The sequence below is a fragment of the Flavobacterium qiangtangense genome (genome assembly GCF_042658345.1).
Classification (GTDB): Bacteria; Bacteroidota; Bacteroidia; order Flavobacteriales; family Flavobacteriaceae; genus Flavobacterium; species Flavobacterium qiangtangense.
In genome coordinates this window covers 543,257-565,467 of record NZ_JBHSQB010000007.1, presented here as the reverse complement: position 1 = coordinate 565,467, position 22,211 = coordinate 543,257, and the positions used below count along the sequence as shown (strand labels likewise).

The window sequence follows — 22,211 nt, the reverse complement described above, 5'->3', positions numbered from 1 at the left end:
CAGATCTTTTTCAAGTGGTCAGGCATATTTAATTCAAAAATACATTTTTTTATGGTTAGTAAAAACCAAATAAAATTAATAACGAGCTTACAGCAGAAAAAATATCGCAAAGAGCATAAATTGTTTCTTGCCGAAGGCCGAAAGGTTATTCAAGAATTGCTTCAGTCAAATTTTGAATTGGAAAGCCTTTTTGCGACTTCAGCGATTTTTCCGGAATTAAACCAAAATAAAGTTACGATAGTTTCTGATGCTGATTTAAAAAAAATCTCAGCTTTAACAACGGCTAACGATTGTTTGGCAGTTTTTAAAATCCCCAATCAAAAGGAAATTAATGCTTCTGGATTGATTGTGGCTCTTGATGATATTCGAGATCCGGGAAATCTTGGAACTATAATTCGTCTTTGTGATTGGTTCGGAATCAAAGAATTAATTTGTTCTGAGGAAACTGTGGATATTTATAATCCAAAAGTAGTTCAGGCCACGATGGGTTCGATCGCGCGCGTGAATGTTTCCTACTTAAATTTGGAACACTATATTAAGGACACGAAACTTCCAGTTTTTGGAACTTTTATGGACGGAAAAAATATTTATAAAACTAATTTGCCTTCGGAAGGAATTATTGTAATGGGAAATGAAGCCAACGGAATTTCTGCTGCGATTGAAAATTTAGCCCAAAATAGATTATCTATTCCAAGATTTGGCGATTTGCAACAAACAGAAAGTCTGAATGTGGCAACCGCAACTTCGATAATTTTAAGTGAGTTTAAACGAAATTCCTGATTTATTGGAATGTGAAATTAACAAAAACACCTCTTGTTTTCATTGAACCAACGTTTCCGGTCCAAGGAGAATTTGGGTCATTGTCACGAATAATTTCGTCATTTAAACCAAACACACCGCGGATCGACGGAGAAAACTTGAAATATTCTAAGTATAAATCAACTCCAAAACCAAGTTCATAGTTATTGGTCCATTGTTTCATTCTAAAACGTTCGTTCAAGTTGTCGTCTTTTGACTTTGAATTACTTCCCAAGTTTAAAGATGTAGAAACACCTCCAACCAGAAACGGCCTGATATTTCCGGTTCTCAAAGCAGAAAATTTCAACAATAAAGGAAAGTGAATATAGGTAGATTTCACTTGGCGAAGCGCATCAGCTTCATCTGCAAATCCTGGAAAATATAAATCTCTTTGCGTGTAATAAAGTCCCGGTTCAAAACGAAGGTCAATATATTCTTGCAATCTTAAGTTTCCGATAAGGCCAACATTAAATCCGGTTGTTCCTTTAACTTGAATATCTTGATCCGGATTTTTGTAGTCAAATTTAAAATCATAAGCGTTAAATCCGAGGAAATATCCCCAGTGAACGCGCTGTTTGTCCCAGTTTTCAAGGTTGATAATTGGATCACTGCTGAAAAGCCCTTTTCCAAACTGAGCGTGACTTTGCAATGAAAGCGATAAAAGAATGATGGCAAATATTTTTTTCATACTATTTCTTAGATGCAGAATAAATTGTTGCGACTCCAAAGGTTTGTGGTTTGTCTGCAACATCTATAAACCCAATTTTTCTCAAAATATTGTTTAAAGCTTCGCCATAAGGAAAAACCGACGCAGATTCTGAAAGATAACCATAAGCAGCGTTGTCTTTTGAAAACATTTTTCCAATTAAAGGAAGGATATTTTTAGTGTAAAAAGAGTAAAATTGTTTGTAAGGCGTTTTTGTTGGGTTCGAAGTTTCTAAGATAACCAAAGTTCCGTTTGGTTTTAAAACTCTATAAATTTCTGAAAGTCCTTTTTCGAGAGTTTCAAAATTTCTAATTCCGTAGCCAACGGTAATTGCGTCAAAAGAATTTTCTTCAAACGGAAGATTTTCTGAATCGCCCTGAACCATTTCAATTTTATCAGAAAGATTTTTTGAAGCTATTTTTTTTCGTCCAACTTCCAGCATTCCAGCAGAAATATCCAAGCCGACAATTTTTTGAGCCGTGGTCTGCGATAATAAAATGGCCATATCTCCGGTTCCGGTGGCAATGTCAAGAATGTTTTTGGGATTTTTTGAAGCAACGATTTTTAAAACTTTCTTTTTCCAAGATTTATCAATTCCAAAAGAGATAACGCGGTTTAATCCATCATAATCTGCTGAAATAGTGTCGAACATTTTTTCAACCTGCTCTTTTTTACCTAATTCTGAATCTTTATAAGGAGTGATATTCTTTGACATTTTCAATATTTTCAGCAAAGATAAACTATTATTATTCGATTACAAAAAACAGTATTTTTAAGACTTGTTTACTTTTTTTTAAGATTTCATAAACAAGAAATAACCTAATTAGGTTAGAAAAAAATTTACCAGAATTAGGCGATTGCGCGAAGTATTTAATTTCTGCAATTTTACATCACGTTAAACACATAAAATTAATTATATGTTTTCAAGAAATTTAATAGCGGAACTGAAATGGGTGTTACTGGCACTAGCGATCTCATTTCTTCTGGTGAACAGTATCAACAGTAGTGCTTTTGCGAGCAATGCTGAAATTGGGGTGCCAAATACGTTCTTAGGGTTAAATTTGTTTTTGGAAATTTTAGTTTTTTTCGTCTTTTCTACCTTTGTGGTATTTGGTATTAAAGGCTTTTTTGAGATGTATTCTCAAAAATTTGCCAATGTCATTATCTTCATTTCTGGAGTTTTGATGGCAGTGGTGATATTTATTTTAAGTTATCAGATATTGTTTATAGAATAGTTATTATTCTTGGAAACATCTAATTAATGTTTAACGAAAAAACATCCTGAGCAATCAGGATGTTTTTTTTTTATTTAAATTTTCGTAAAAGTCTGATAGCTAAAATCAAATTTGTGCCTTTCATCAGCCGGATGATATTCGTCTGAAATCAATTGCCATTTGTTTTTATCGATTTCAGGAAAAAAAGTATCGGCTTCAAAATTTTCGTGAACTCTTGTCAATTCAATCGAATCTGCAAAATCCATTCCCAGATTGTAAATTTCTCCTCCGCCAATGATAAAAATAGCTTCGTCTTTTGGGCAAGCTTCAATTGCTTTTTCCATGCTGTCAACGACAATGCAACCTTCTGGATGATACTCTTTTTGACGCGTGATAATTACGTGAGTTCTGTTTGGCAACGGTTTTGGGAAGCTTTCAAAAGTTTTTCTTCCCATAATAATATAATGACCAGAAGTAATTTGCTTAAATCTTTTAAAATCATCTGGCAAATGCCAAAGCAAATCATTGTCTTTCCCAAGCGCATTGTTTTCTGCAATCGCAGCAACCATTGTAATCATATTATAAATTTTCGTTTTGGGAATTGCCTACTTTGGATTGAAGTTGATCCAGTTTTCGTTCTTGTTTCGCTACTAATTTATCGATTTGCGCACGCTCCCAATTTTTGTTCATAAAACTATCCGTAATAAAAACCCGGATGAAGTGAAGTATGAAAAAGAAAGCCCAAATTGTAATTGCCCAAATGTCCCAATCTGAGCCAATGGAAAGGTCTATTTTTAAAAGTCTATGAATTATGACAAAAAAAATGCTTCCAACAAAAAACAAAATGAAGTGAAAATACAAGCGTTTTTTTTGCTTGATTCTTCTTCGGGCATATTCATAAAGTTCGTGCTGTTGATTATTGTCCATAAATGTTTGAATTTGAAAATAAAGATAGTATTTAATTTTAAAATTTAAAATACGTCATCAGAAGAATGTTTAATCTTCAACCACAATTTTTATAGGAATAGTAAAAGACGTACGAACAATAATGCCTCGAAACTTGCCAACACCCCAGCCTTTATAGAGGCTAACGATTCTAATTCCTTCTTTATCTAAAGCTGAATTGATGCTTTTCACCACATTCACATTGCTTACAGATGAATCTTTATTTACAACAAAACCTACCATAAGACGTGCGTTAACTGGCTCGTCTTCCGGGATTAAGAAGTTAGCTCCAACAAATTTATAAAAATCACCAAATCCTTTTGTTGGCTCAGGTTGTTCAAAAATCTTGTCATACTTGTGTTTTTCACCAGTTTCGTCAGTACTTTCTCCCGAAATCAAAGTGCCGTTTTCATAACTTTCAGTAAAACTTAATTTATAAGTAGCACTTGTTCCTTTCCAAACTCCGGTTTTAAGACCGTTTTTTAAGTTTCCTTCTGATACTTCATTGTCAGCTTCATCTTTAAAAAATCCATTTCCATTAATGACGGTTTGCTCGTTATTTGGATTCCAATAGCTTTCAATTTTTAAAGGGCCAGCAATTTTTAGATTTTTATCATTTTTTAAATATTCACCATCAAATTTCTTTTTACCGTTTTCATAATAAGAAATAGTGTTTCCCACCGGAACGCCGTTTTCATAACTGATTATTTGCTTGATGTTTCCGTTTTCATGGAAAAAAGTAAACCCACCTTTTTCAATCAAGGTTTCGTTGCTGATTGACATTCCTCTCATCTGAAGATTTCCCGATTTATAATAGTCTTCAAATTGATATTCGTCCTGAACTAAATTATAATTTTTGATAATCCTAAAGTATTTGTAATCGCTAGTGGTTTCGCGCCACAGCGAATCAAGAAACACTTTTTTGTCATTTTCATTTTGGGCAAAAGTCGACAGCGACATCATTAAAAATAACGCCGAAAGCAGGTTTGATTTCATAAGATGTTTTTAGAGTTTAAACAGCAACCGCGCCTTTGATATGCGGATGTGGTTCATATCCTTCCAAAGTAAAATCTTCAAATTTAAAGTCAAGAATGTTTTTAACTTCAGGATTTAAAATCATTTTTGGCAACGGTTTTGGCTCGCGCGAAAGCTGTAATTCTAATTGTTCAAAGTGATTGTTGTAAATATGAGCGTCCCCAAAAGTGTGGATGAAATCGCCTGGTTTTAAATCACAAACCTGAGCAATCATCAAGGTTAGCAAAGCATAAGAAGCAATATTAAATGGAACTCCCAAGAAAATATCCGCACTTCTTTGGTATAATTGGCAAGATAATTTTCCGTCCGCTACATAAAACTGAAAGAAGGCGTGACACGGAGGCAAAGCTACTTTCCCATGGGCCACATTTTCTGCAAAAGATTTTGAAGTATCTGGCAAAACCGAAGGATTCCATGCAGAAACCAACATTCTTCTGCTATTTGGATTTGTTTTTAAAGTATCAATTAATTCGGTGATTTGGTCAATTTCTTCGCTGTTCCAATTTCTCCACTGGTGTCCATAAACCGGACCTAATTCTCCGTTTTCATCTGCCCAATCGTCCCAAATTTTCACTCCGTTTTCTTTTAAATAAGCGATGTTTGTTTCGCCTTTCAAGAACCAAAGCAACTCGTGAATGATTGATTTTAAATGCAATTTTTTAGTAGTAACCATCGGAAAACCTTCTGATAAATCAAAACGCATTTGGTAACCAAAAACGCTTTTTGTTCCGGTTCCGGTTCTGTCTCCTTTTTGAGTTCCAGTTTCAAGAACGTGTTTTACGAGGTCTAAATATTGTTGCATCGGTAAATGTTTAATCGGTTAATTGTAGGTTTGTTTAATCGGTTGCTGGTTTACGTTTAAACGATAAACGATTCAACTTTTCCTAAGATTCTCTCTTCGAAATTTCATCGCGAATTTTTGCTGCTTTTTCATAATCTTCGTTTTGAACCGCACTTTCCAATTGTTCGTGGAGTTCTGAAAGACTGAATTTGTTGTAAGCGCTTCCTGATTCGTTGGTTTCTTCCATGCCAAAAGTTTCTGGCGCTGAAAGAACGTCGTCTAAATCTTGGTTTTCGTTGTCGCCTTCCTGCGGATTTGTTTTCAAGAAGATTCCGGCTTTGTCTAAAATGTTTTTGTACGTGAAAATTGGAGCGCTGAAACGTAATGCCAAAGCAATGGCATCAGAAGTTCTTGCGTCGATAATTTCTTCGATTTTATCTCTTTCGCAAATGATGCTAGAGTAAAAAACGCCGTCCACAAGCTTGTGAATGATGACTTGTTTTACCACAATGTCAAAACGTTCTGCAAAATTCTTGAACAAATCGTGCGTCAACGGACGTGGTGGTTTTATTTCTTTTTCTAATGCTATTGCAATTGATTGCGCCTCGAAAGCACCAATCACGATTGGCAGTTTTCGCTCTCCGTCCACTTCATTTAAAATCAATGCGTAAGCACCGTTTTGTGTTTGGCTGTAAGAAATTCCTTTTATGGTTAGTTTTACTAAGCTCATTTCAGATTTTAGATTTCAGATTTCAGATTTTAAACCTGAAATATATTTGGTGTTTGTTATTTTGAAATTACTATTTATTTTTTATTGCTCAAAGATTTTTGACAAAGATTGGCAATAAATGGATTGCTTTTTAGCCCTGATTGCAGAGAAAATCCTTTTTTGGTGATTTTTCTTCATCAAAAAAGATTGAAACGGAAAGCAGGAATTGCCATCACTGAAAAAGCCTTAACCATTCGCTTCAAAAAAAGTTTTCAGTAATCAGTTTTTAGTCAGCAGTATTGAAATGCCTAATAAAAAACAAAAAAAGGGCTATCTGAATCTTGATATTTCTACCTAATTTCAGATAGCCCTAAGATGGACAAATTTAAAAAAATATTTATGAATTATTCGCCTTGAATTCTTTTAATTTTTCTGTCAGCTTTGGAACGATTTCAAAAGCGTCGCCAACGATGCCATAATCGGCAACTTTAAAGAATGGCGCGTCAGCATCTTGATTGATAACGACTTTTACTTTTGAAGAGTTGATTCCGGCGATATGCTGGATGGCTCCTGAGATTCCAACTGCGATGTAAAGGTTTGTTGCTACTGGTTTTCCGGTTTGACCAACGTGTTCGCTATGAGGTCTCCAGCCTAAGTCAGAAACTGGTTTTGAACAAGCGGTTGCAGCGCCTAAAACAGCCGCCAAATCCTCCAACATTCCCCAGTTTTCTGGTCCTTTTAATCCTCTTCCTCCAGAAACTACAACTTCTGCGTCAGCGATTGTTACTTTTCCGGTTACTTTTTCTACAGATTCTACTTTTACGCCAAAATCATTCTCGCCAATTGATGGTGAAAAATCTTCTTGAGATAAATTAGAAGCGCTTTCAAAAACGCCGTAAGAATTTTTGGCAAGGCCTAAAACTTTAACGTCTGTGCTGATTTCAGTGATATTGAAAGCTTTGTTTGAAAACGCATTTCTCTTTACTTGAAAAGGAGATGTGCTTACTGGCAAACCAACAACGTTTGAAGCATAACCAGCGTCAAGGCCAACAGCAACAAGCGGTGCTAAATAAAGGCTGTCTGTTGTTGAAGAAAGCAAAACTACTTTTGTTCCTTCTTTTTGGGCAGCTTGCTTGATAACATCAGCATATGCTTTTGCCGTAAATTTTGATAATTTATCATCACTTACTTTCAAGACTTTATCTACTCCATATTTTGATAGTTCAGAAACATCGCCAGCGTTAATGGTAACTGCGGTAACGGTTGTTCCTAAAGATTCTGCTACTTTTTTACCGTATGAAGCTAATTCGAAAGCAACTTTCTTGAATTTTCCTTCTGCGGATTCTGCGTATATTAATATTGACATAATTTTTTAAATTTAAAGATTGAAAAATTTAAGCATTTAAAGATTTCAAAAATTCGTAATTCGTAATTTTTAATTCTTAATTAAATTACTTTAGCTTCGTTATGCAAAAGGTTGATAAGTTCATCCAAGTTATCTGGGCTGATTAATTTTACCGCAGATTTTGGAGCTGGTTTTTCAAATTTCACCGCTTTTGTATTTGACGAAGCATCAACTGGCTCGAGAATTGTCAAGGCTTTTGTTCTTGCCGTCATGATTCCTCTCATATTTGGGATTCTAAGGTCTTTTTCTTCAACCAAACCTTTTTGTCCGCCGATTATTAATGGCAATTCTGTAGCAACAGTTTCTTTTCCGCCGTCGATTTCTCTTGAGGCTTTTACTGAAGTTCCGTCCACTTTAATATCTGTACAAGAATTTAAGAAATTCATTCCGGTAATTCCAGCAATCATTCCAGGAACCATTCCACCGTTGTAATCCAAAGATTCTTTTCCTGCGATTACAAGGTCATAACCTCCGTTTTTGATTACTTCAGCCAATTGTTTTGCCACGAAAAATCCGTCTGTTGGATTTGCGTTCACACGAATTGCTTCGTTTGCGCCAATTGCCAATGCTTTTCTTAAAGTTGCTTCTGTTTCTGGACCACCAACGTTAACTACAGTAACATTTGCGCCTTGTTGTTCTTGGAACCAAATTGCTCTTGTTAAACCAAATTCGTCGTTAGGATTTATTACGAAAGAAACTCCGTTTGTGTCAAATTCTGAATCGCCATTCGCAAAATTAATTTTTGAAGTAGTATCAGGAACGTGACTGATGCAAACTAATATTTTCATTTTATATAAAATTATAGTGTTGATTTATTTTAGGCTCCGAAATTAAGGATTATAATTCAAATAAAAAACTATGCACGCATAATATTTTGATAATTTTTGTAGAACTATTTCGTTTTCGAGGGCTGTTTTGTGGTTTTTAGTAGATTTTGGAACGAAGATTTAAAAAGCAATAAAATTAAATTTGGAAGCTGATTTCGTTATAAATTCAACATTTTTCAAAGTTACTTTATGTCTAATTTCATCAAATTTCTGTTGTGAACGGCAAAGTTTTTTGATTCGTATAGCTTTTTTGCAATTTCATTATGGCCTTCAATTTCCAGATAAATTATTTTTAAAGAAAGCAATTTTGCTTGTTCGTGGATAAAATCTAAAGCCGATTTTCCAATTCCTTTTCCTCTTGCTTTAGACGAAATATACAATTCGTCTAAAAACGCAATCGTTCCTTTATATTCAAAGCTGAAAATGAAAGTCAGGATTGCGTAGCCCACAATTTCTCCGTCCGAAAAAATCAGCCAGCATCTTCCCAAATGCGGATTTTCTAAAAATTCTAGAAACAAAGCTTTTGAAATTACAATGTCAATTGGATAATTTTCAATGGCATAAAATTCCTGCATCATCGGAACAATTGTTTCGATATCTGAAGTTTGTAAAGGTTTAAATTCTGTCATGTTTCTTGCTTTTTTGAGTTTTTTGTCATCCCGACGGAGGAGGGATCTTCGTCAATATTGAGGCATTTTTTATAGAGATTCCTCCTCCGTCGGAATGACAAACTTGGATAAAAATCTGTGAAAATCTGAGAAATCTGTGTTGAAAATTCGTGAATTTGTAGTTAGAAAAATTACAAATTCTTCAAAATAACCTCCGTCGCATTTTTATTCATTTCCACAAAAGTCTTAGAAATATGTCCTTTTTCAAATCGCTCATCATCATTCTGAATCAAGAAATCCAACGTTTCTTCCAATTCTTTTTTGGTTTTTACCGAAACACATCCGCCCATATTTACCAAAGCAACGGCCTCGGAAAATTTCTGAAAATTTGGACCAATTACTATCGGAATCCCAAAAGTCGCCGGTTCCAAAATATTATGCAATCCTGAAGTCCCAAAACCTCCACCGACGTAAGCAATATCTGCGTAGCTGTAAATTTTGGTCAAAATTCCGATGGTGTCGATTATAAAAACGTCAAATTCAGCTACGTTTTTGTTTTTCATTTCTGAAAATAAAACCACTTTTTTAGAAATACTATTTTTCAAATCCTCGATTTGGTCTGGCTTGACATTATGTGGAGCCAAAATAAATTTCACTCCGAAGGAATTTGTATTTATAAAATCGACCAAATTATTCTCGTCTTTTGGCCAAGTGCTTCCGGCAACGATTGTCAGTTTATTGTCTTTGAATTTTTCTACGAAATCTAACGTATTATCTCTTTCTAAAATTTTTGAAACTCGGTCAAAACGCGTATCGCCATTGACTTTTACGTTGTTGAAGCCAATTTTCTGCAAGAGCAATTTCGAAGTTTCATTTTGCACAAAAAACATCTTGAAAGTAGTCAAGGCTTTTCGGTAAAAACCGCCATACCATTTAAAGAATACTTGGTCTTCTCTGAAAATTCCTGAGAATAAATAAGTAGGAATATTTCTCTGTTTTAATTCGTTTAGATAATTTGGCCAAAATTCATATTTGATGAAAAAAGCCATTTCTGGATGCACCAATTTTATGAATTCTCTAGCATTGTTTTTTGTGTCCAAAGGAAGATAAACAATCACATCTGCGGCAGTCGAATTTTTTCTGACTTCATAACCAGAAGGCGAAAAGAAAGTCAGCACAATCTTGTAACTTGGATATAAAATACGAATCTTTTCCATTACAGGAAGTCCTTGTTCAAACTCGCCAAGCGACGCCGAATGAAACCAAATAGTTTTGTCTTTTGGCCCGATTTTATTGCCTAAAGTTTTGAAAACATTTTTTCTTCCGTTAATGAAAAGTTTCATTTTTGGATTAAAAAGTGCGACAATTTTCAATGCAAAACCCGCAATGATTACCAATAAATTATAGAGAAAAGACATAAGACCAATTTTGAATTGCTAAAATACATTAGTTTGTAATAATAACATTGCTTGACCAACGTTTAATTTAGTAATTTTGCGTGTTTTAAATTCAAATTTAGATGAAAAAAATTCAAATGGTTGACTTGAAAGGTCAATACGAAAATATAAAAGAAGCGGTAAATGCTTCAATTCAAGAAGTTTTGGACACCAATACTTACATCAACGGTCCTGAAGTTCACAAATTCCAAAAAAGTTTAGAAGATTATCTTGGCGCAAAACACGTAATTCCTTGTGCAAACGGAACTGATGCTTTGCAAATCGCAATGATGGCGCTGGATTTAAAACCTGGCGACGAAGTAATTACGGCTGATTTTACATTCGCTGCAACTGTTGAGGTTATCGCTTTATTGCAATTGACTCCGGTTTTAGTTGACGTGGAAATGGATACTTTTAATATTTCTATCGAAGCTATTAAAAAAGCAATTACGCCAAAAACGAAAGCGATTGTTCCCGTTCATTTGTTTGGTCAAGCTGCAAATATGGAAGCGATTATGCAATTGGCTTCAGAACATAATTTATTCGTAATTGAAGATAACGCGCAAGCAATTGGAGCGGATTACAAATATTTTGACGGTAAGAAAAAGAAAGCTGGAGTTATCGGTCACGTGGCTTCGACGTCTTTTTTTCCTTCTAAAAATTTAGGTTGTTATGGCGACGGCGGTGCAATTTTTACAAACGATGATGATTTGGCGCACAAACTTCGCGGTATTGTAAACCACGGAATGTATGTTCGTTACCATCACGATGTTGTGGGCGTAAATTCTCGTTTGGATAGTATTCAGGCGGCGGTTTTAAATGCAAAATTGCCAAAGTTAGACGAATATAATGCAGCGCGTCAATTGGCGGCTCAAAAATATAGCCAGGCTTTGGCCAACCACGAAAACATCGTAACGCCTTATATTGCTGGCGAAAGAGATTCTCATGTTTTCCACCAATATACTTTAAGAATTGTTGACGCTGACCGTGACGGTTTGATGCAATATTTGTTAGATAAAGGAATTCCGTGTGCGATTTATTACCCAATTCCGTTGCACAGCCAGAAAGCTTATTTAGATTCTCGTTATAAAGAGGAAGATTTTCCGGTGACAAATCAATTGGTAAAAGAAGTTATCTCGTTGCCAATGCACACTGAATTAGACGACGAACAGATTCAATTTATTACAGATTCGATTTTAGAATTTTTAAAATAAATAAATAGTAAGGTAAAGCCACGAATTCACGAAATACAATTACATTCGTGAATTCGTGGTTTTTAAATTATAAGCAAAATGAAAATACTTGTAACTGGAGGTTTAGGTTTTATTGGTTCTCACACAGTTGTTGAATTGCAAAATGAGGGTTTTGAAGTGGTAATTATTGACAATCTTTCTAATTCAACTGAAAATGTTTTAAACGGAATTATTGCAATTACTGGAAGGCAACCAATCTTTGAAAAATTAGATTTAAGAGAAAAAGCTTCCGTTCAAGATTTTTTCAAAAAGTATTCAGATGTTTCTGGCGTAATTCATTTCGCAGCTTCAAAAGCAGTTGGAGAAAGCGTAGAAAATCCATTACTTTATTATGAAAATAACTTAAATCCGTTAATTTATATTCTTCAGGAATTGCAACAAAAAGATAAAGCTAATTTTATTTTCAGTTCTTCTTGTACGGTTTACGGTCAAGCCGAAAAAATGCCGATTACAGAAAATGCTCCAATTCAACCGGCGAATTCTCCGTATGGAAATACAAAACAAATAGGCGAAGAAATTATCGAAGATGTGGCTAAAGTTTCTAATATCACTGCCGTCTTATTGCGTTATTTTAACCCAATTGGAGCACATCCTTCAGCAGAAATTGGAGAATTGCCAAATGGTGTTCCTCAAAATTTAGTTCCGTTTATTACACAAACCGGAATTGGTTTGAGAAAAGAATTGTCTGTTTTTGGTGCAGATTATCCAACTTCTGATGGAACTTGCATTCGTGATTACATTCACGTAGTTGATTTGGCAAAAGCACACGTTGTTGCTTTGAAAAGATTAATCGAAAGTAAAAATGAGTCAAAAGTGGAGACTTTTAATATTGGTTCAGGAACTGGAAGTACAGTTTTAGAAGTAATAAATTCTTTCGAAAAAGTAAGCGGTCAAAAATTGCCGTATAAATTAGTCGATAGGAGAGAAGGCGATGTGATTGAAGCATTTGCTGATACTGAAAAAGCAAATGCAATTTTAGGTTGGAAAGCGGAATCCACTTTAGATGAAGCTGTAGAATCTGCTTGGAAGTGGGAGAAAAAGATTAGAAGCTAGAAAAAAAGTAACCCAAAGCAGCGCTAAGTTTTTTCGCAAAGTTTACAAAGCTTTTGTAAAATTCTGTGGAAGAAAAGTTAATTATTTGTAAATTAGCTACATAAATAAATTATTGTGGACACGCGATACAGAAAAAATGAGTTGATGGAATGGCTTTCAAAATTGGAAGAGCCAGAGGTTTGGTATCAAATTTCAAAGATTAAGGAAGAGTCTGAATCTGAAGAAAAACCAGAATTTGACTTTGACAAAGAATTTGAAAATGGTTACACTTTAGAAGAAGCCAAGGCAGAATCAATTAGAAGGATAAGGGAATGGTGGGGAAAATAGAAGTCATTTTTACTCCAAGTGTAATTTCTTATTTAGATGATTTAGTCAAGATTTTATATAAAAAAGAATATTTTGGTTTTATTGAATCTGCTGAAGACTATGTTTTTCAAATCTATGATTCAGTTCCAGAAAATCTCAAAGCAAATAATTATAAACCTTCTCCAAAAGAACTGAAACATTTCGGTTCAAAATATATTTTTTATAAAGCCAATTCAAGAACATTTTGGTACATATTTTTCGAAAACAAAAATGAAAAATATATTATTACCGGAATTCTTAATAGTCATTCTAAAGATGCGAAATATTTATAAAACAAAAAATCCCAAGCGTTAACTTGGGATTTTTTTATATTTAAAAATTGATTAAGCTGAAAAAGTTTCTACGCTTTTGTCAATTTTATTTACCAATCCAACCAATACTTTTCCTGGACCAACTTCTGTGAATGACGTCGCGCCGTCCGCAATCATTTGTTGAACAGATTGTGTCCATTTTACTGGAGCTGTCAACTGAATGATTAAGTTTTTCTTGATTTCGTCAGCACTTGAAACCGCAGTTGCCGGCACGTTTTGATAAACTGGACAAATCGGAGTTGAAAAAGTTGTGCTTTCAATTGCTGCAGCTAATTCTTCTCTTGCTGGTTCCATCATCGGCGAGTGGAAAGCACCGCCAACTGGCAAAATCAAAGCACGTTTTGCGCCTGCCGCTTTCATCGCTTCGCAAGCTTGTTCTACTGCTGAAGTTTCTCCCGAAATCACCAATTGTCCTGGACAATTGTAGTTTGCAGCAACCACAACTCCGTCGATTGAAGCGCAAGCATCTTCTACGATTTTATCTTCTAATCCAAGAACGGCTGCCATTGTTGAAGGCTTGATTTCACACGCTTTTTGCATTGCAATTGCTCTTTGTGAAACTAATTTCAATCCGTCTTCAAAAGATAAAGCTCCGTTGGCAACTAATGCTGAAAATTCACCAAGTGAATGTCCTGCAACCATTTCTGGCTTGAAATCTTCGCCTAAAGTTTTGGCAAGAATTACAGAATGCAAGAAAACCGCTGGTTGCGTCACTTTTGTTTCTTTTAATTCGTCTGCAGTTCCTTCAAACATAATATCGGTAATTCTAAAACCCAAGATTTCATTGGCTTTTTCGAACAATTCTTTTGCTAATTCTGAGGTTTCGTAAAGGTCTTTTCCCATTCCTGTGAATTGGGCTCCTTGACCTGGAAATACGTATGCTTTCATTTTAAATCGTTTAGTTTTGTACGACAAAAATACTATTTATTCTTTAGATACTGATTTACCTTGATGTCAAAATATGTGGTGTCATACATCGGAGTCATCGAATAAAAGAACTTTTTTCGAGCTTCGGCTTCCGTTGGAATCTTGACGCATTTGAGGTCTTTTTCTAAAATTTTCCAAATCATTTCGGTACAAAATAACTCAGAATCATCGTCATAATTTCCTTTGTGATCAAACGGAATATGTTTTTGAAGGTAGTTTTTGGCTAAAGAAGTAATTTTTAAACCAATTTCCGGATCGGAATTTCTAAGTCGTGTAATCACAATTTTTTCCGGAAAAGAATATCTCAAAAATGTTTTTAAAGGTTGGATTTGCAATCCGTCAATATCAGTAACATCCGAAGAAAGTGAATGGATTACGAATAAAGAGTCGTTGCGTTTCGTGATAATTCCCGCGTGTGTAACATCGATTATACTGTCGTTTAATTCTTCAGAAATATAATCGCTGAAGAAACCAAAACCTCTTCTTAAAATAAAATCTCCTTCTTTAATTTGGGAAATTTCGGCAGGTGAAAGTCGTGTTATTGCTTCATTTTTTACAATTGCTGCCTGTTCTGATTTTCGGTCAAAATAGAAAAATGCTTTGTAAATAGTAAAAGCCAAAAGAAAAAGCATCACAAAATAAAGTAAGATTTTCTTCATTTTAGTGATGCTTTTTAAAATTATGATTTTGAACAATTACTCAACAACAACTGTTGTATCTGCTTTTGTTGACATTGTATCAACTGGCATTTCCATAGTATCTTCTGATTCCATGTCAGTTTCAGCACCTTTTGCTCCACCTTCTTTGTTCATATTTTCTTTGTCAATAGACACTTTCCATTTTCCGTCAACTTTCACAAGTTGTAAAGATTGCTCAGCTGTAGCCGGTTCTTTTGGGTTGCTGATTTTATATTTTACAGTCGCTTTGTCGTCTTTTACTTCAGAAGAAATAATTTCAACTTTTGCGTCAGCATTTTTCATCTCCTCTTTTTTTCCAGCAACCATTGATTCCATCATACCAATTAATTGTGCTGTTTGCTCGTCGCAATATTCTTTTGCTTCCTTAAATTCACCTTTGTTTACATGGTTTAAGAATTTTTCTGCAACTGCTTCTGGATTGCTGTCATTTGAGCAAGAAGTCAAGAAACCGAATGATACGAATGCTAAAAGAAAGAAAGTTTTGTTAGCGATGTTTTTAAAATTTGTCTTCATAAATTGATTGTTAATGTTTATGTAAAAGTAAAGAATTTTCACATATTTTTAGTCTCTGGAACAAAAATGTTTTAAAAAACAAAAAACTGGCCAATCAAAGCCAGTTTTAACAATAAAACGGTTCTAACTAAAGAACAAAATAAGCATTTTTTACTGGCTGAATATGATGTAACGAAGAATCGATTTTCTCAATATTTTCGTCAAATTCATCTCTAAATTCATTTACCATTTGAATCAAATTCTTTTCAATGGCTGTGGAAATTGCTGTCACCGGCGTATCTGTTGGTCTGTTTTCAAACGGATCTTGCAAATGAATTGCCATTTTTTCTACCAAGAAAAAAGCTGCGGCAATCGTGGTAACCAAAGGAATTTGCAACCAACCCACTAAATTTGTCAATCCAAAAGGCAATAACATAATGAACAAACAAAGTGTGAATCTGATATACAAACTATACGTTGTTGGAAAAACTGTATTCTTAATTCGTTCGCATTTTCCCATCGAATCACACAAGCGCGTCAATGTATTATCGATTTCCACTTGCTGATAAGTATTGATTTTTCCTTGATCTTTGGCGATTTTCAGCGCTCTTGAATGTAAAATCAAGATCGCATTCGGAACGTGTTTGTGCTTTGAAACATAGCGAAATTCATCAGCAGTCAATAAATGTTTTATAGGTTTCAATGGATCTTTTCCTCTCAAAGCTTGGCCTAAACTGTAACACCAGGCAGCTTGTCTTTTCGCAAAACTTTCCTTGAATTCATTAGCTTCCACAGAAAAATCTGGATCTTTGTAAAAACCAATTACTTGACGCAATAAAGTTCTTGAATCGTTTACGATCGCGCCCCAAATCATTCTGGCTTCCCACCAACGGTCATACGCTTGGTTTGATTTGAATGCCAATAATAACGAGATAACGGTACCAATTATCGTGGGAATTGCGATTGGAATATTCATCGCTTCGGTTTCATAAAAACGGTGTAATAAGTCAAATGATATTACATATAATAGTACCAAAATAAGTTCTACTCTAATTTTTCCGAGAACATATTTCATCGGGATTTTTTTCTTCAACAGCATATATCTTTTCTTTAAAATTTGTAATTTTTTAGACTAAACCATTTCCTCATAAAGTGACAGAACCGGCAATCCTAAGCTTTCATTTATGTTTGATTTATCTTTTTTAGATAATTTAATTTTTTCTGGTTTTCTCGTCTGAATCAGTAGATTGATTTGGTTTTTTGAAATCGCTTCTGATAACTGCGGATTGATTTCTTCCACCGTTTGATCTTCAAAAATTTTGGCTTGGCTCACTATTCTAAAATCAAATTGGCCTTGCATTAATTGTTGTAAATCTTCTGCTTGAAGTTTTGATTTTGTTTGTTCCAAATACATTGCTTTGTTTAATTCTTGCTCCTCAAAATTAGAATTCAAGTGAAGAATCGGACATTTGCAATTTCCTAAAATCTGAAGAAACTGTTTGTGAATTTTCTTTTCTGCATTTTTATACGAAGGCGTCAAAATAATCAGTCCAACATGAAGATGGTCTAATAAGTTTCGTGTCAAAGGTGCTGAAACGCCGTATTGATGCTGGATTTTAAAAGTACAATTCTGAGAAACTGCAACCAAGTTTCGGCTAGATTCCAAGATATTTTTTTGAGAAACAGTCAGTTGAGTTTTAATACTTCTTAGAAAAAAAGCACTTGAATCAGTATCAGGAACATCAGAAATTTGCAATAAAATAACGTGGCAATTTTTTCCTTTTGATTGCTTGATGGCAGTTTTTACAGCGTTAATCGTGTCTGCCTGAAGTGTTGTGGGTATCAATATGTTTTTCATATGTATAATTGCTTTTATTATTATACATACAAATTAAGTTCTCTAAAATTAGAGCGAGTTTAGATTAAAATTAGAACTTTCTAAGATTTTAGATTAGAATTTCTAATGTTGGTTTTATCGAAAATGATATTCACCACGGTTCCTTTTCCGGTTTCAGAATTGATCTGGAGTTCGCCGTTGTGCATTCTAATTATTTTCATCGCCAGCGGAAGCCCAAGTCCGTAGCCATTATATTTCGAAGCCACTTTTCCTCGAAAAAAAGGTTCGTATAAATAAGGAATATCTTCTGGCGGAATTCCAATTCCAATGTCGGTTATTGCAATTTTAATTTTGCTTTTATCCGCTGAAAGCGACACAAAAACCTCATCGTTATCAGAATATTTTACACCATTTGAAATGATATTATTCAAAGCCAATTCTAATAATGGTCGATTGCAAGCGATATTCAAAAGCGATTCATCATCAGGAACTTCGCTCAAATTAATGTTCACGCGATTATTCGGATAAATTTTGTCAATCGAACATTTTGCATCTAAAAGAAGTTCGTCAATTCTGGCCACATCCAGAACTTGTTTGGTTCCGTCATAACCAGTTTGGGTTAATTTTAAAAGGCCTTCGGTTAAATTTCCGAGTTTTGAAGCTTGCTTATTTATGGTTTCCAACGAAGAAATATATTCTGAAGTTTCTCGGTCTTTCAAAAGCATAATTTCGGTTTCGGCGATGATTGTGGTAATCGGAGTTTTTAATTCGTGGGAAGCATTGTTGATGAAGTTTGCCTGAATTTCAAACGACGTTTCCAAACGATCCAACATATCATTGAAGGTTTTTGTCAAGTCAGAAATTTCATCGTGACCTTCCGTTTCTGGAAGTCTGTTGTGCAAATTCGAAGCGCTTATTCGTTTGACTTCCTTCGTAATTCGCGCCATCGGATTGATTACTCTTTTAGCCAGAAATTTTCCGAAGAAATAAGCTAAAATCACAAATCCAATTCCTCCAAAAACTAAAATTTGAAGTATGTAAATTGCACTAACGCTTCCTCTTCGGTCTTTTGCCGTGACAATTACCATATATTTTTGCCCAGATTCTGAGAAAATTTGGCCATAAAAATAACGGTTATCGTCTTCAATCCAACCACTTCCTGTTTTCATTACTTTGGAATAAAAAGAGGCCGGAAGGTCTAAATTTGTGTTGTATTCAAAGCTCTCGCTTCCGTTTACTTTTAAAACGAAATCTTTCTCATCGATCAATTCTTCCAAGCCTTCTTTCTTAAATTCCTGGAAATATTTTGCCTTTAAAGTATCGTGTTGGTAATAAATTGACGAAGCGACTTTTGCTCTGTCCTGAAGCCTTTTCAAGAAATGGTATTGGTTGTTTTGCTTAAATAAAAAGAAAACCACCACGCTCAAAAGTAGCGTGCTGAAGCAAGAAAGTGCGATGTAAGTAAACGTTATTTTCTTTCTAATTTGCATTAAATCGGTCGCATTACATAACCCAAACCTTTCATTGTGTGGATTAATTTATTTTGAAAAGGTTTGTCAATTTTATTTCTGACATAGTTGATATAAACGTCAACAACATTGGTATTCATGTCAAAATTAATGTCCCAAACGTTGTCAAGCAACTGTTCGCGGGATAAAATTGTTCCCGCATTTTTTGCCAGATAATACAAAAGTTTAAATTCTTTTGCCGTTAAAACGATCGATTCTCCGTTTCTTTTTACTGATTTTGAGCGTCCGTCGATTTCCAGATCGTCAATAGAAATAATATCATTTGGTTTGTTATCTTGATTTGAACGTCTTGCCAAAGCGCTGATTCTGGCTTGCAATTCGCTGAATTTAAACGGTTTTGCCATATAGTCATCGGCTCCAGCGTTTAATCCGGTGACGACATTTTCTGTAGTTCCAAGCGCTGTCAAAAGCAAAATCGGAACAAAATTTTTAGCAGCGCGTAATCTTCTGCAAATCTCAATTCCGTTAATATCCGGAAGCATAATGTCTAAAATAACTACGTCAAAAGAGTGATTCTGAATCATTTCCAAAGCCGTTCTTCCGTCCATCGCCACGCTTACTTCGTTATTGTTTTCAGAAAGTCCTTTCCTAATTATGGATAGCAAATTCGGTTCATCTTCAACAACAAGTAACTTCATGCAGGGGATTTTTAACGTTTAACAAACAAAAATAAGCATTGAGTTCTTAAAGTTATGCAAAACAATTTAGAATAAAACATTTTTGCTAGATTCCTAATGTAACTGGAATAAAAGAATCAGATGCAATTTTTTTAAGAAGTTTTACTCTGAAATAATCAAAAAAAAAGTGCCCAAAAAAGGCACTTTGTATATTTTATGAAATGATTTTTAGTATTTTACCGAAACCAATTTTGCGGCTTCTTTTGCTCGTTCCACAACTTCTTCAATGTTGGTTTCCAAAGTGTCAGAAGTCAAAGCAACGCCCATTCTTCGATAAGGTCTTGTCGTAGGTTTTCCAAAAATTCTGAAATCTGTTTTAGCTAATCCAGCGATATTCTCCAAACCTTCATAACTAGGATTTGATGAATTTTCTGAAGCCAAAATAACAGCGCTAGCTCCAAATTTTTCTAACGTAATCTCAAAAATAGGAAGGCTTAAAATCGCACGAAGATGCAATTCAAATTCATTGAAATTCTGGGTTCCAGCCAAAGTCACCATTCCGGTATCGTGAGGTCTTGGAGATAATTCGGAGAAATAAACGCCATCATCTGCCAAGAAAAATTCAACACCAAAAAGTCCAGCACCACCAAGGGCTTCGGTCACTTTTTCGGCCATATCTTGGGCTTCAAATAAATCCTTGTCGGAAATTCGAGCCGGTTGCCAGCTTTCTTGATAATCGCCACGTTCCTGTCGGTGTCCGATTGGAGCACAAAAAAGTGTCGGATTATTGTTTTGAGTAATCGTTAAAAGCGTGATTTCTGAATTGAATTTTATGAAAGCTTCCACAATCACTTCCACAACATCGCCACGAGAACCGTCCACGGCATAATTCCAAGCTCTTTCAATGTCGTCTGGCGTTTTGATGGTCGATTGTCCTTTTCCAGAAGACGACATTAAAGGCTTCACAACGCACGGAATCCCGACTTCTTTCACGGCATTTTGTAATTCTTCGGATGAAGTGGCATATCTATAATTGGCGGTTTTTAAGCCTAATTCCTTTGAAGCCAAATCACGAATTGCTTTTCTGTTCATCGTGAAATTCGCCGCCTTCGCGGAAGGAACTACGGTGATTCCTTGTTTTTCATAATCATAAAAACGCTCGGTGCGAATCGCCTCAATTTCTGGAACGATGAAGTCTGGTTTATGTTTCGCCACGATTTTATCCAAAGCTTCTCCATCAAGCATATTGATGACTTCAAAACCGTGTGCGACTTGCATTGCTGGCGCGTTTTCATAACTGTCAACAGCAATCACGGTTTGCCCGATGCGCTGTGCAGCGATTACAAATTCTTTTCCTAATTCTCCCGAACCGAGTAATAGTATTTTTGACATCTTCTATAAATAGTTTAAGGTTCAAAGTTTAAGGTTTTGGAAGAACTTTAAACTTTGAACCTTAAACTTTGAATGATTTTATATTTAAGCTAAAGCTTCTTTTATTCTTTTCAAGGCTTCCGTCAAAATCTCTTCGCTTGTCGCGTAAGAAAAACGGATGCAGTTAGGATTTCCAAAAGCGTCTCCGGTTACGGTCGCCACATTTGCTTCTGCCAAAAGATACATAGAAAAATCATCTGCATTTTTGATTTCAGTTCCTCTCAAAGTTTTTCCGAAGTAAGAAGAAACGTCTGGGAAAACATAAAATGCACCTTCAGGAACATTCAATTTTAATCCTGGAATATCGTTGATCAAACGAACAACCAAATCTCTACGGCCTTTGAAAGCGGCAACCATGTCGTTCAAGACGCTTGGATCAGCGTCAACAGCAGTAATCGTAGCTCTTTGCGCAATTGAATTTGCTCCGCTAGTTACTTGCCCTTGCATTTTTGTACACGCCTTTGCGATAAATTCTGGCGCTCCGATGTAACCGATTCTCCAACCAGTCATTGCGAACGCTTTTGCAACTCCGTTTACGGTAATTGTTCTGTCAAACATTCCCGGAATCGAAGCAATACTGCAGAAAGTTCCAGAAAAGTTGATGTGTTCGTAGATTTCATCAGCAACCACAAAAATATTTGGATATTTCTCCAAAACTTTTGCCAAAGCAGTCAATTCTTCACGGCTGTAAACAGAACCACTTGGGTTGCAAGGAGAACTGTACCAGATCATTTTTGTCTTTGGCGTAATCGCAGCTTCCAATTGTTCTGGCGTAATTTTAAAATCACTTTCCACAGAAGTTGGTACTTCCACAGGAACTCCACCAGACATTTTTACGATCTCAAAATAGCTAACCCAGTAAGGCGCCGGAAGAATTACTTCGTCTCCGTCGTTTAACATTACTTGGGCAATATTGTATAAAGATTGTTTTGCACCAGTTGAAACCACTACGTTTGCTGGTTTATAATCTAAATTATTGTCTCTTTTAAATTTTCTGCAAATAGCATCTTTTAATTCAGCGTATCCGTCAACAGGAGAATAAGTGCTGTAGTTTTCGTCGATCGCTTTCTTTGCCGCTTCCTTGATAAAGTCTGGCGTATTGAAATCTGGCTCGCCCAAACTTAAGCTGATAATGTCTTTTCCTTGTGCTTTTAATTCTCTGGCCAATGCTGCCATTGCCAATGTTTGTGAAGTTGATAAGCTGTTAATTCTATCCGATAAATGATTCATTGA

26 protein-coding genes are annotated in these 22,211 nt (G+C 35.2%); 6 read left to right on the top strand and 20 right to left on the bottom strand.

The genetic code is table 11. The features are described 5' to 3' along the window. Positions 1-51: 51 nt before the first annotated feature. Entirely contained in the window at positions 52-780 is a 729-nt protein-coding gene (locus ACFPVY_RS10400) for a TrmH family RNA methyltransferase (RefSeq protein WP_379791931.1), read from the top strand. A gap of 1 nt (position 781) precedes the next feature. Here the strand turns inward: ACFPVY_RS10400 and porT are convergent, their stop codons facing one another. Together porT and ubiE are read right to left on the bottom strand one after the other, a co-directional pair. Further along, positions 782-1,486 carry a type IX secretion/gliding motility protein PorT/SprT gene (gene porT, locus ACFPVY_RS10395; protein ID WP_379791930.1) on the bottom strand — a complete coding sequence of 235 codons (705 nt, stop codon included), beginning with the start codon at positions 1,484-1,486 and terminating at the stop codon, positions 782-784. A 1-nt stretch (position 1,487) separates the two neighbouring features. Beyond that, entirely contained in the window at positions 1,488-2,219 is a 732-nt protein-coding gene (gene ubiE, locus ACFPVY_RS10390; protein WP_379791929.1) for a bifunctional demethylmenaquinone methyltransferase/2-methoxy-6-polyprenyl-1,4-benzoquinol methylase UbiE, read from the bottom strand. Between the two features lie 202 nt (positions 2,220-2,421). Here ubiE and ACFPVY_RS10385 point away from each other — a divergent pair, with 202 nt between their 5' ends. Then, positions 2,422-2,739, top strand: coding sequence for a hypothetical protein (locus tag ACFPVY_RS10385; RefSeq protein WP_379791928.1), 318 nt, complete (start codon positions 2,422-2,424; stop codon positions 2,737-2,739). Between the two features lie 74 nt (positions 2,740-2,813). Here the strand turns inward: ACFPVY_RS10385 and ACFPVY_RS10380 are convergent, their stop codons facing one another. The 9 genes from ACFPVY_RS10380 to ACFPVY_RS10340 form a co-directional block, all read right to left on the bottom strand. Beyond that, the gene (locus tag ACFPVY_RS10380) at positions 2,814-3,296 is read right to left on the bottom strand and encodes a dihydrofolate reductase (RefSeq protein ID WP_379791927.1); all 483 of its coding nucleotides are present in this window, start codon (positions 3,294-3,296) and stop codon (positions 2,814-2,816) included. Between the two features lies 1 nt (position 3,297). Beyond that, a complete protein-coding gene (locus ACFPVY_RS10375) occupies positions 3,298-3,645 on the bottom strand; it encodes a 2TM domain-containing protein (RefSeq protein WP_379791926.1) in 348 nt (115 codons plus the stop codon). A gap of 69 nt (positions 3,646-3,714) precedes the next feature. Then, positions 3,715-4,659, bottom strand: a complete 945-nt coding sequence (locus ACFPVY_RS10370) for a hypothetical protein (RefSeq protein WP_379791925.1) — start codon at positions 4,657-4,659, stop codon at positions 3,715-3,717. Between the two features lie 16 nt (positions 4,660-4,675). Continuing rightward, positions 4,676-5,500: a thymidylate synthase gene (locus ACFPVY_RS10365; protein WP_379791924.1), complete on the bottom strand. Its 825-nt coding sequence runs from the start codon at positions 5,498-5,500 to the stop codon at positions 4,676-4,678. An 82-nt stretch (positions 5,501-5,582) separates the two neighbouring features. Then, complete coding sequence (locus tag ACFPVY_RS10360; protein WP_379791923.1) at positions 5,583-6,209, bottom strand: bifunctional nuclease domain-containing protein; 627 nt, start codon at positions 6,207-6,209, stop codon at positions 5,583-5,585. 376 nt (positions 6,210-6,585) lie between these two features. Continuing rightward, positions 6,586-7,554 carry an electron transfer flavoprotein subunit alpha/FixB family protein gene (locus ACFPVY_RS10355; RefSeq protein ID WP_379791922.1) on the bottom strand — a complete coding sequence of 323 codons (969 nt, stop codon included), beginning with the start codon at positions 7,552-7,554 and terminating at the stop codon, positions 6,586-6,588. An 80-nt stretch (positions 7,555-7,634) separates the two neighbouring features. Then, on the bottom strand, positions 7,635-8,381 hold the full coding sequence (locus ACFPVY_RS10350) for an electron transfer flavoprotein subunit beta/FixA family protein (protein WP_379791921.1): 747 nt from the start codon (positions 8,379-8,381) through the stop codon (positions 7,635-7,637). A 221-nt stretch (positions 8,382-8,602) separates the two neighbouring features. Further along, a complete protein-coding gene (locus tag ACFPVY_RS10345) occupies positions 8,603-9,049 on the bottom strand; it encodes a GNAT family N-acetyltransferase (protein ID WP_379791920.1) in 447 nt (148 codons plus the stop codon). 170 nt (positions 9,050-9,219) lie between these two features. Beyond that, positions 9,220-10,446 carry a 3-deoxy-D-manno-octulosonic acid transferase gene (locus ACFPVY_RS10340; RefSeq protein WP_379791919.1) on the bottom strand — a complete coding sequence of 409 codons (1,227 nt, stop codon included), beginning with the start codon at positions 10,444-10,446 and terminating at the stop codon, positions 9,220-9,222. 101 nt (positions 10,447-10,547) lie between these two features. Here ACFPVY_RS10340 and ACFPVY_RS10335 point away from each other — a divergent pair, with 101 nt between their 5' ends. From ACFPVY_RS10335 to ACFPVY_RS10320, 4 genes are all read left to right on the top strand, one after another. After that, positions 10,548-11,678, top strand: a complete 1,131-nt coding sequence (locus ACFPVY_RS10335; protein WP_379791918.1) for a DegT/DnrJ/EryC1/StrS family aminotransferase — start codon at positions 10,548-10,550, stop codon at positions 11,676-11,678. A 78-nt stretch (positions 11,679-11,756) separates the two neighbouring features. Continuing rightward, the gene (galE, locus tag ACFPVY_RS10330) at positions 11,757-12,770 is read left to right on the top strand and encodes a UDP-glucose 4-epimerase GalE (protein ID WP_379791917.1); all 1,014 of its coding nucleotides are present in this window, start codon (positions 11,757-11,759) and stop codon (positions 12,768-12,770) included. A gap of 114 nt (positions 12,771-12,884) precedes the next feature. Continuing rightward, complete coding sequence (locus ACFPVY_RS10325; RefSeq protein ID WP_379791916.1) at positions 12,885-13,097, top strand: hypothetical protein; 213 nt, start codon at positions 12,885-12,887, stop codon at positions 13,095-13,097. Then, on the top strand, positions 13,082-13,408 hold the full coding sequence (locus ACFPVY_RS10320) for a hypothetical protein (RefSeq protein ID WP_379791915.1): 327 nt from the start codon (positions 13,082-13,084) through the stop codon (positions 13,406-13,408). Before ACFPVY_RS10325 ends, ACFPVY_RS10320 begins: the two co-directional genes overlap by 16 nt. Before the next feature lie 51 nt (positions 13,409-13,459). Here ACFPVY_RS10320 and fabD read toward each other — a convergent pair whose 3' ends face one another. The 9 genes from fabD to ACFPVY_RS10275 all read right to left on the bottom strand — a co-directional run bounded on the left by fabD (position 13,460) and on the right by ACFPVY_RS10275 (position 22,208). Further along, the gene (fabD, locus tag ACFPVY_RS10315; RefSeq protein WP_379791914.1) at positions 13,460-14,335 is read right to left on the bottom strand and encodes an ACP S-malonyltransferase; all 876 of its coding nucleotides are present in this window, start codon (positions 14,333-14,335) and stop codon (positions 13,460-13,462) included. Between the two features lie 32 nt (positions 14,336-14,367). Continuing rightward, entirely contained in the window at positions 14,368-15,033 is a 666-nt protein-coding gene (locus ACFPVY_RS10310) for a YiiX/YebB-like N1pC/P60 family cysteine hydrolase (RefSeq protein WP_379791913.1), read from the bottom strand. 36 nt (positions 15,034-15,069) lie between these two features. Continuing rightward, a complete protein-coding gene (locus ACFPVY_RS10305; protein WP_379791912.1) occupies positions 15,070-15,585 on the bottom strand; it encodes an MTB12 C-terminal domain-containing protein in 516 nt (171 codons plus the stop codon). Positions 15,586-15,712: 127 nt separating this feature from the next. Next, positions 15,713-16,639 (bottom strand): bestrophin family protein, encoded by a 927-nt coding sequence (locus ACFPVY_RS10300; protein ID WP_379791911.1) that lies wholly within the window; start codon positions 16,637-16,639, stop codon positions 15,713-15,715. Positions 16,640-16,696: 57 nt separating this feature from the next. Continuing rightward, positions 16,697-17,422 (bottom strand): hypothetical protein, encoded by a 726-nt coding sequence (locus ACFPVY_RS10295; RefSeq protein ID WP_379791910.1) that lies wholly within the window; start codon positions 17,420-17,422, stop codon positions 16,697-16,699. An 80-nt stretch (positions 17,423-17,502) separates the two neighbouring features. Further along, positions 17,503-18,891, bottom strand: a complete 1,389-nt coding sequence (locus ACFPVY_RS10290; RefSeq protein WP_379791909.1) for a HAMP domain-containing sensor histidine kinase — start codon at positions 18,889-18,891, stop codon at positions 17,503-17,505. Beyond that, positions 18,891-19,568 (bottom strand): response regulator transcription factor, encoded by a 678-nt coding sequence (locus tag ACFPVY_RS10285; protein WP_379791908.1) that lies wholly within the window; start codon positions 19,566-19,568, stop codon positions 18,891-18,893. The genes ACFPVY_RS10290 and ACFPVY_RS10285 overlap by 1 nt, the downstream gene beginning before the upstream one ends. A gap of 207 nt (positions 19,569-19,775) precedes the next feature. Next, positions 19,776-20,939: a formate-dependent phosphoribosylglycinamide formyltransferase gene (purT, locus tag ACFPVY_RS10280; protein WP_379791907.1), complete on the bottom strand. Its 1,164-nt coding sequence runs from the start codon at positions 20,937-20,939 to the stop codon at positions 19,776-19,778. Between the two features lie 84 nt (positions 20,940-21,023). Beyond that, positions 21,024-22,208 (bottom strand): pyridoxal phosphate-dependent aminotransferase, encoded by a 1,185-nt coding sequence (locus ACFPVY_RS10275; protein ID WP_379791906.1) that lies wholly within the window; start codon positions 22,206-22,208, stop codon positions 21,024-21,026. Positions 22,209-22,211 lie beyond the last annotated feature (3 nt).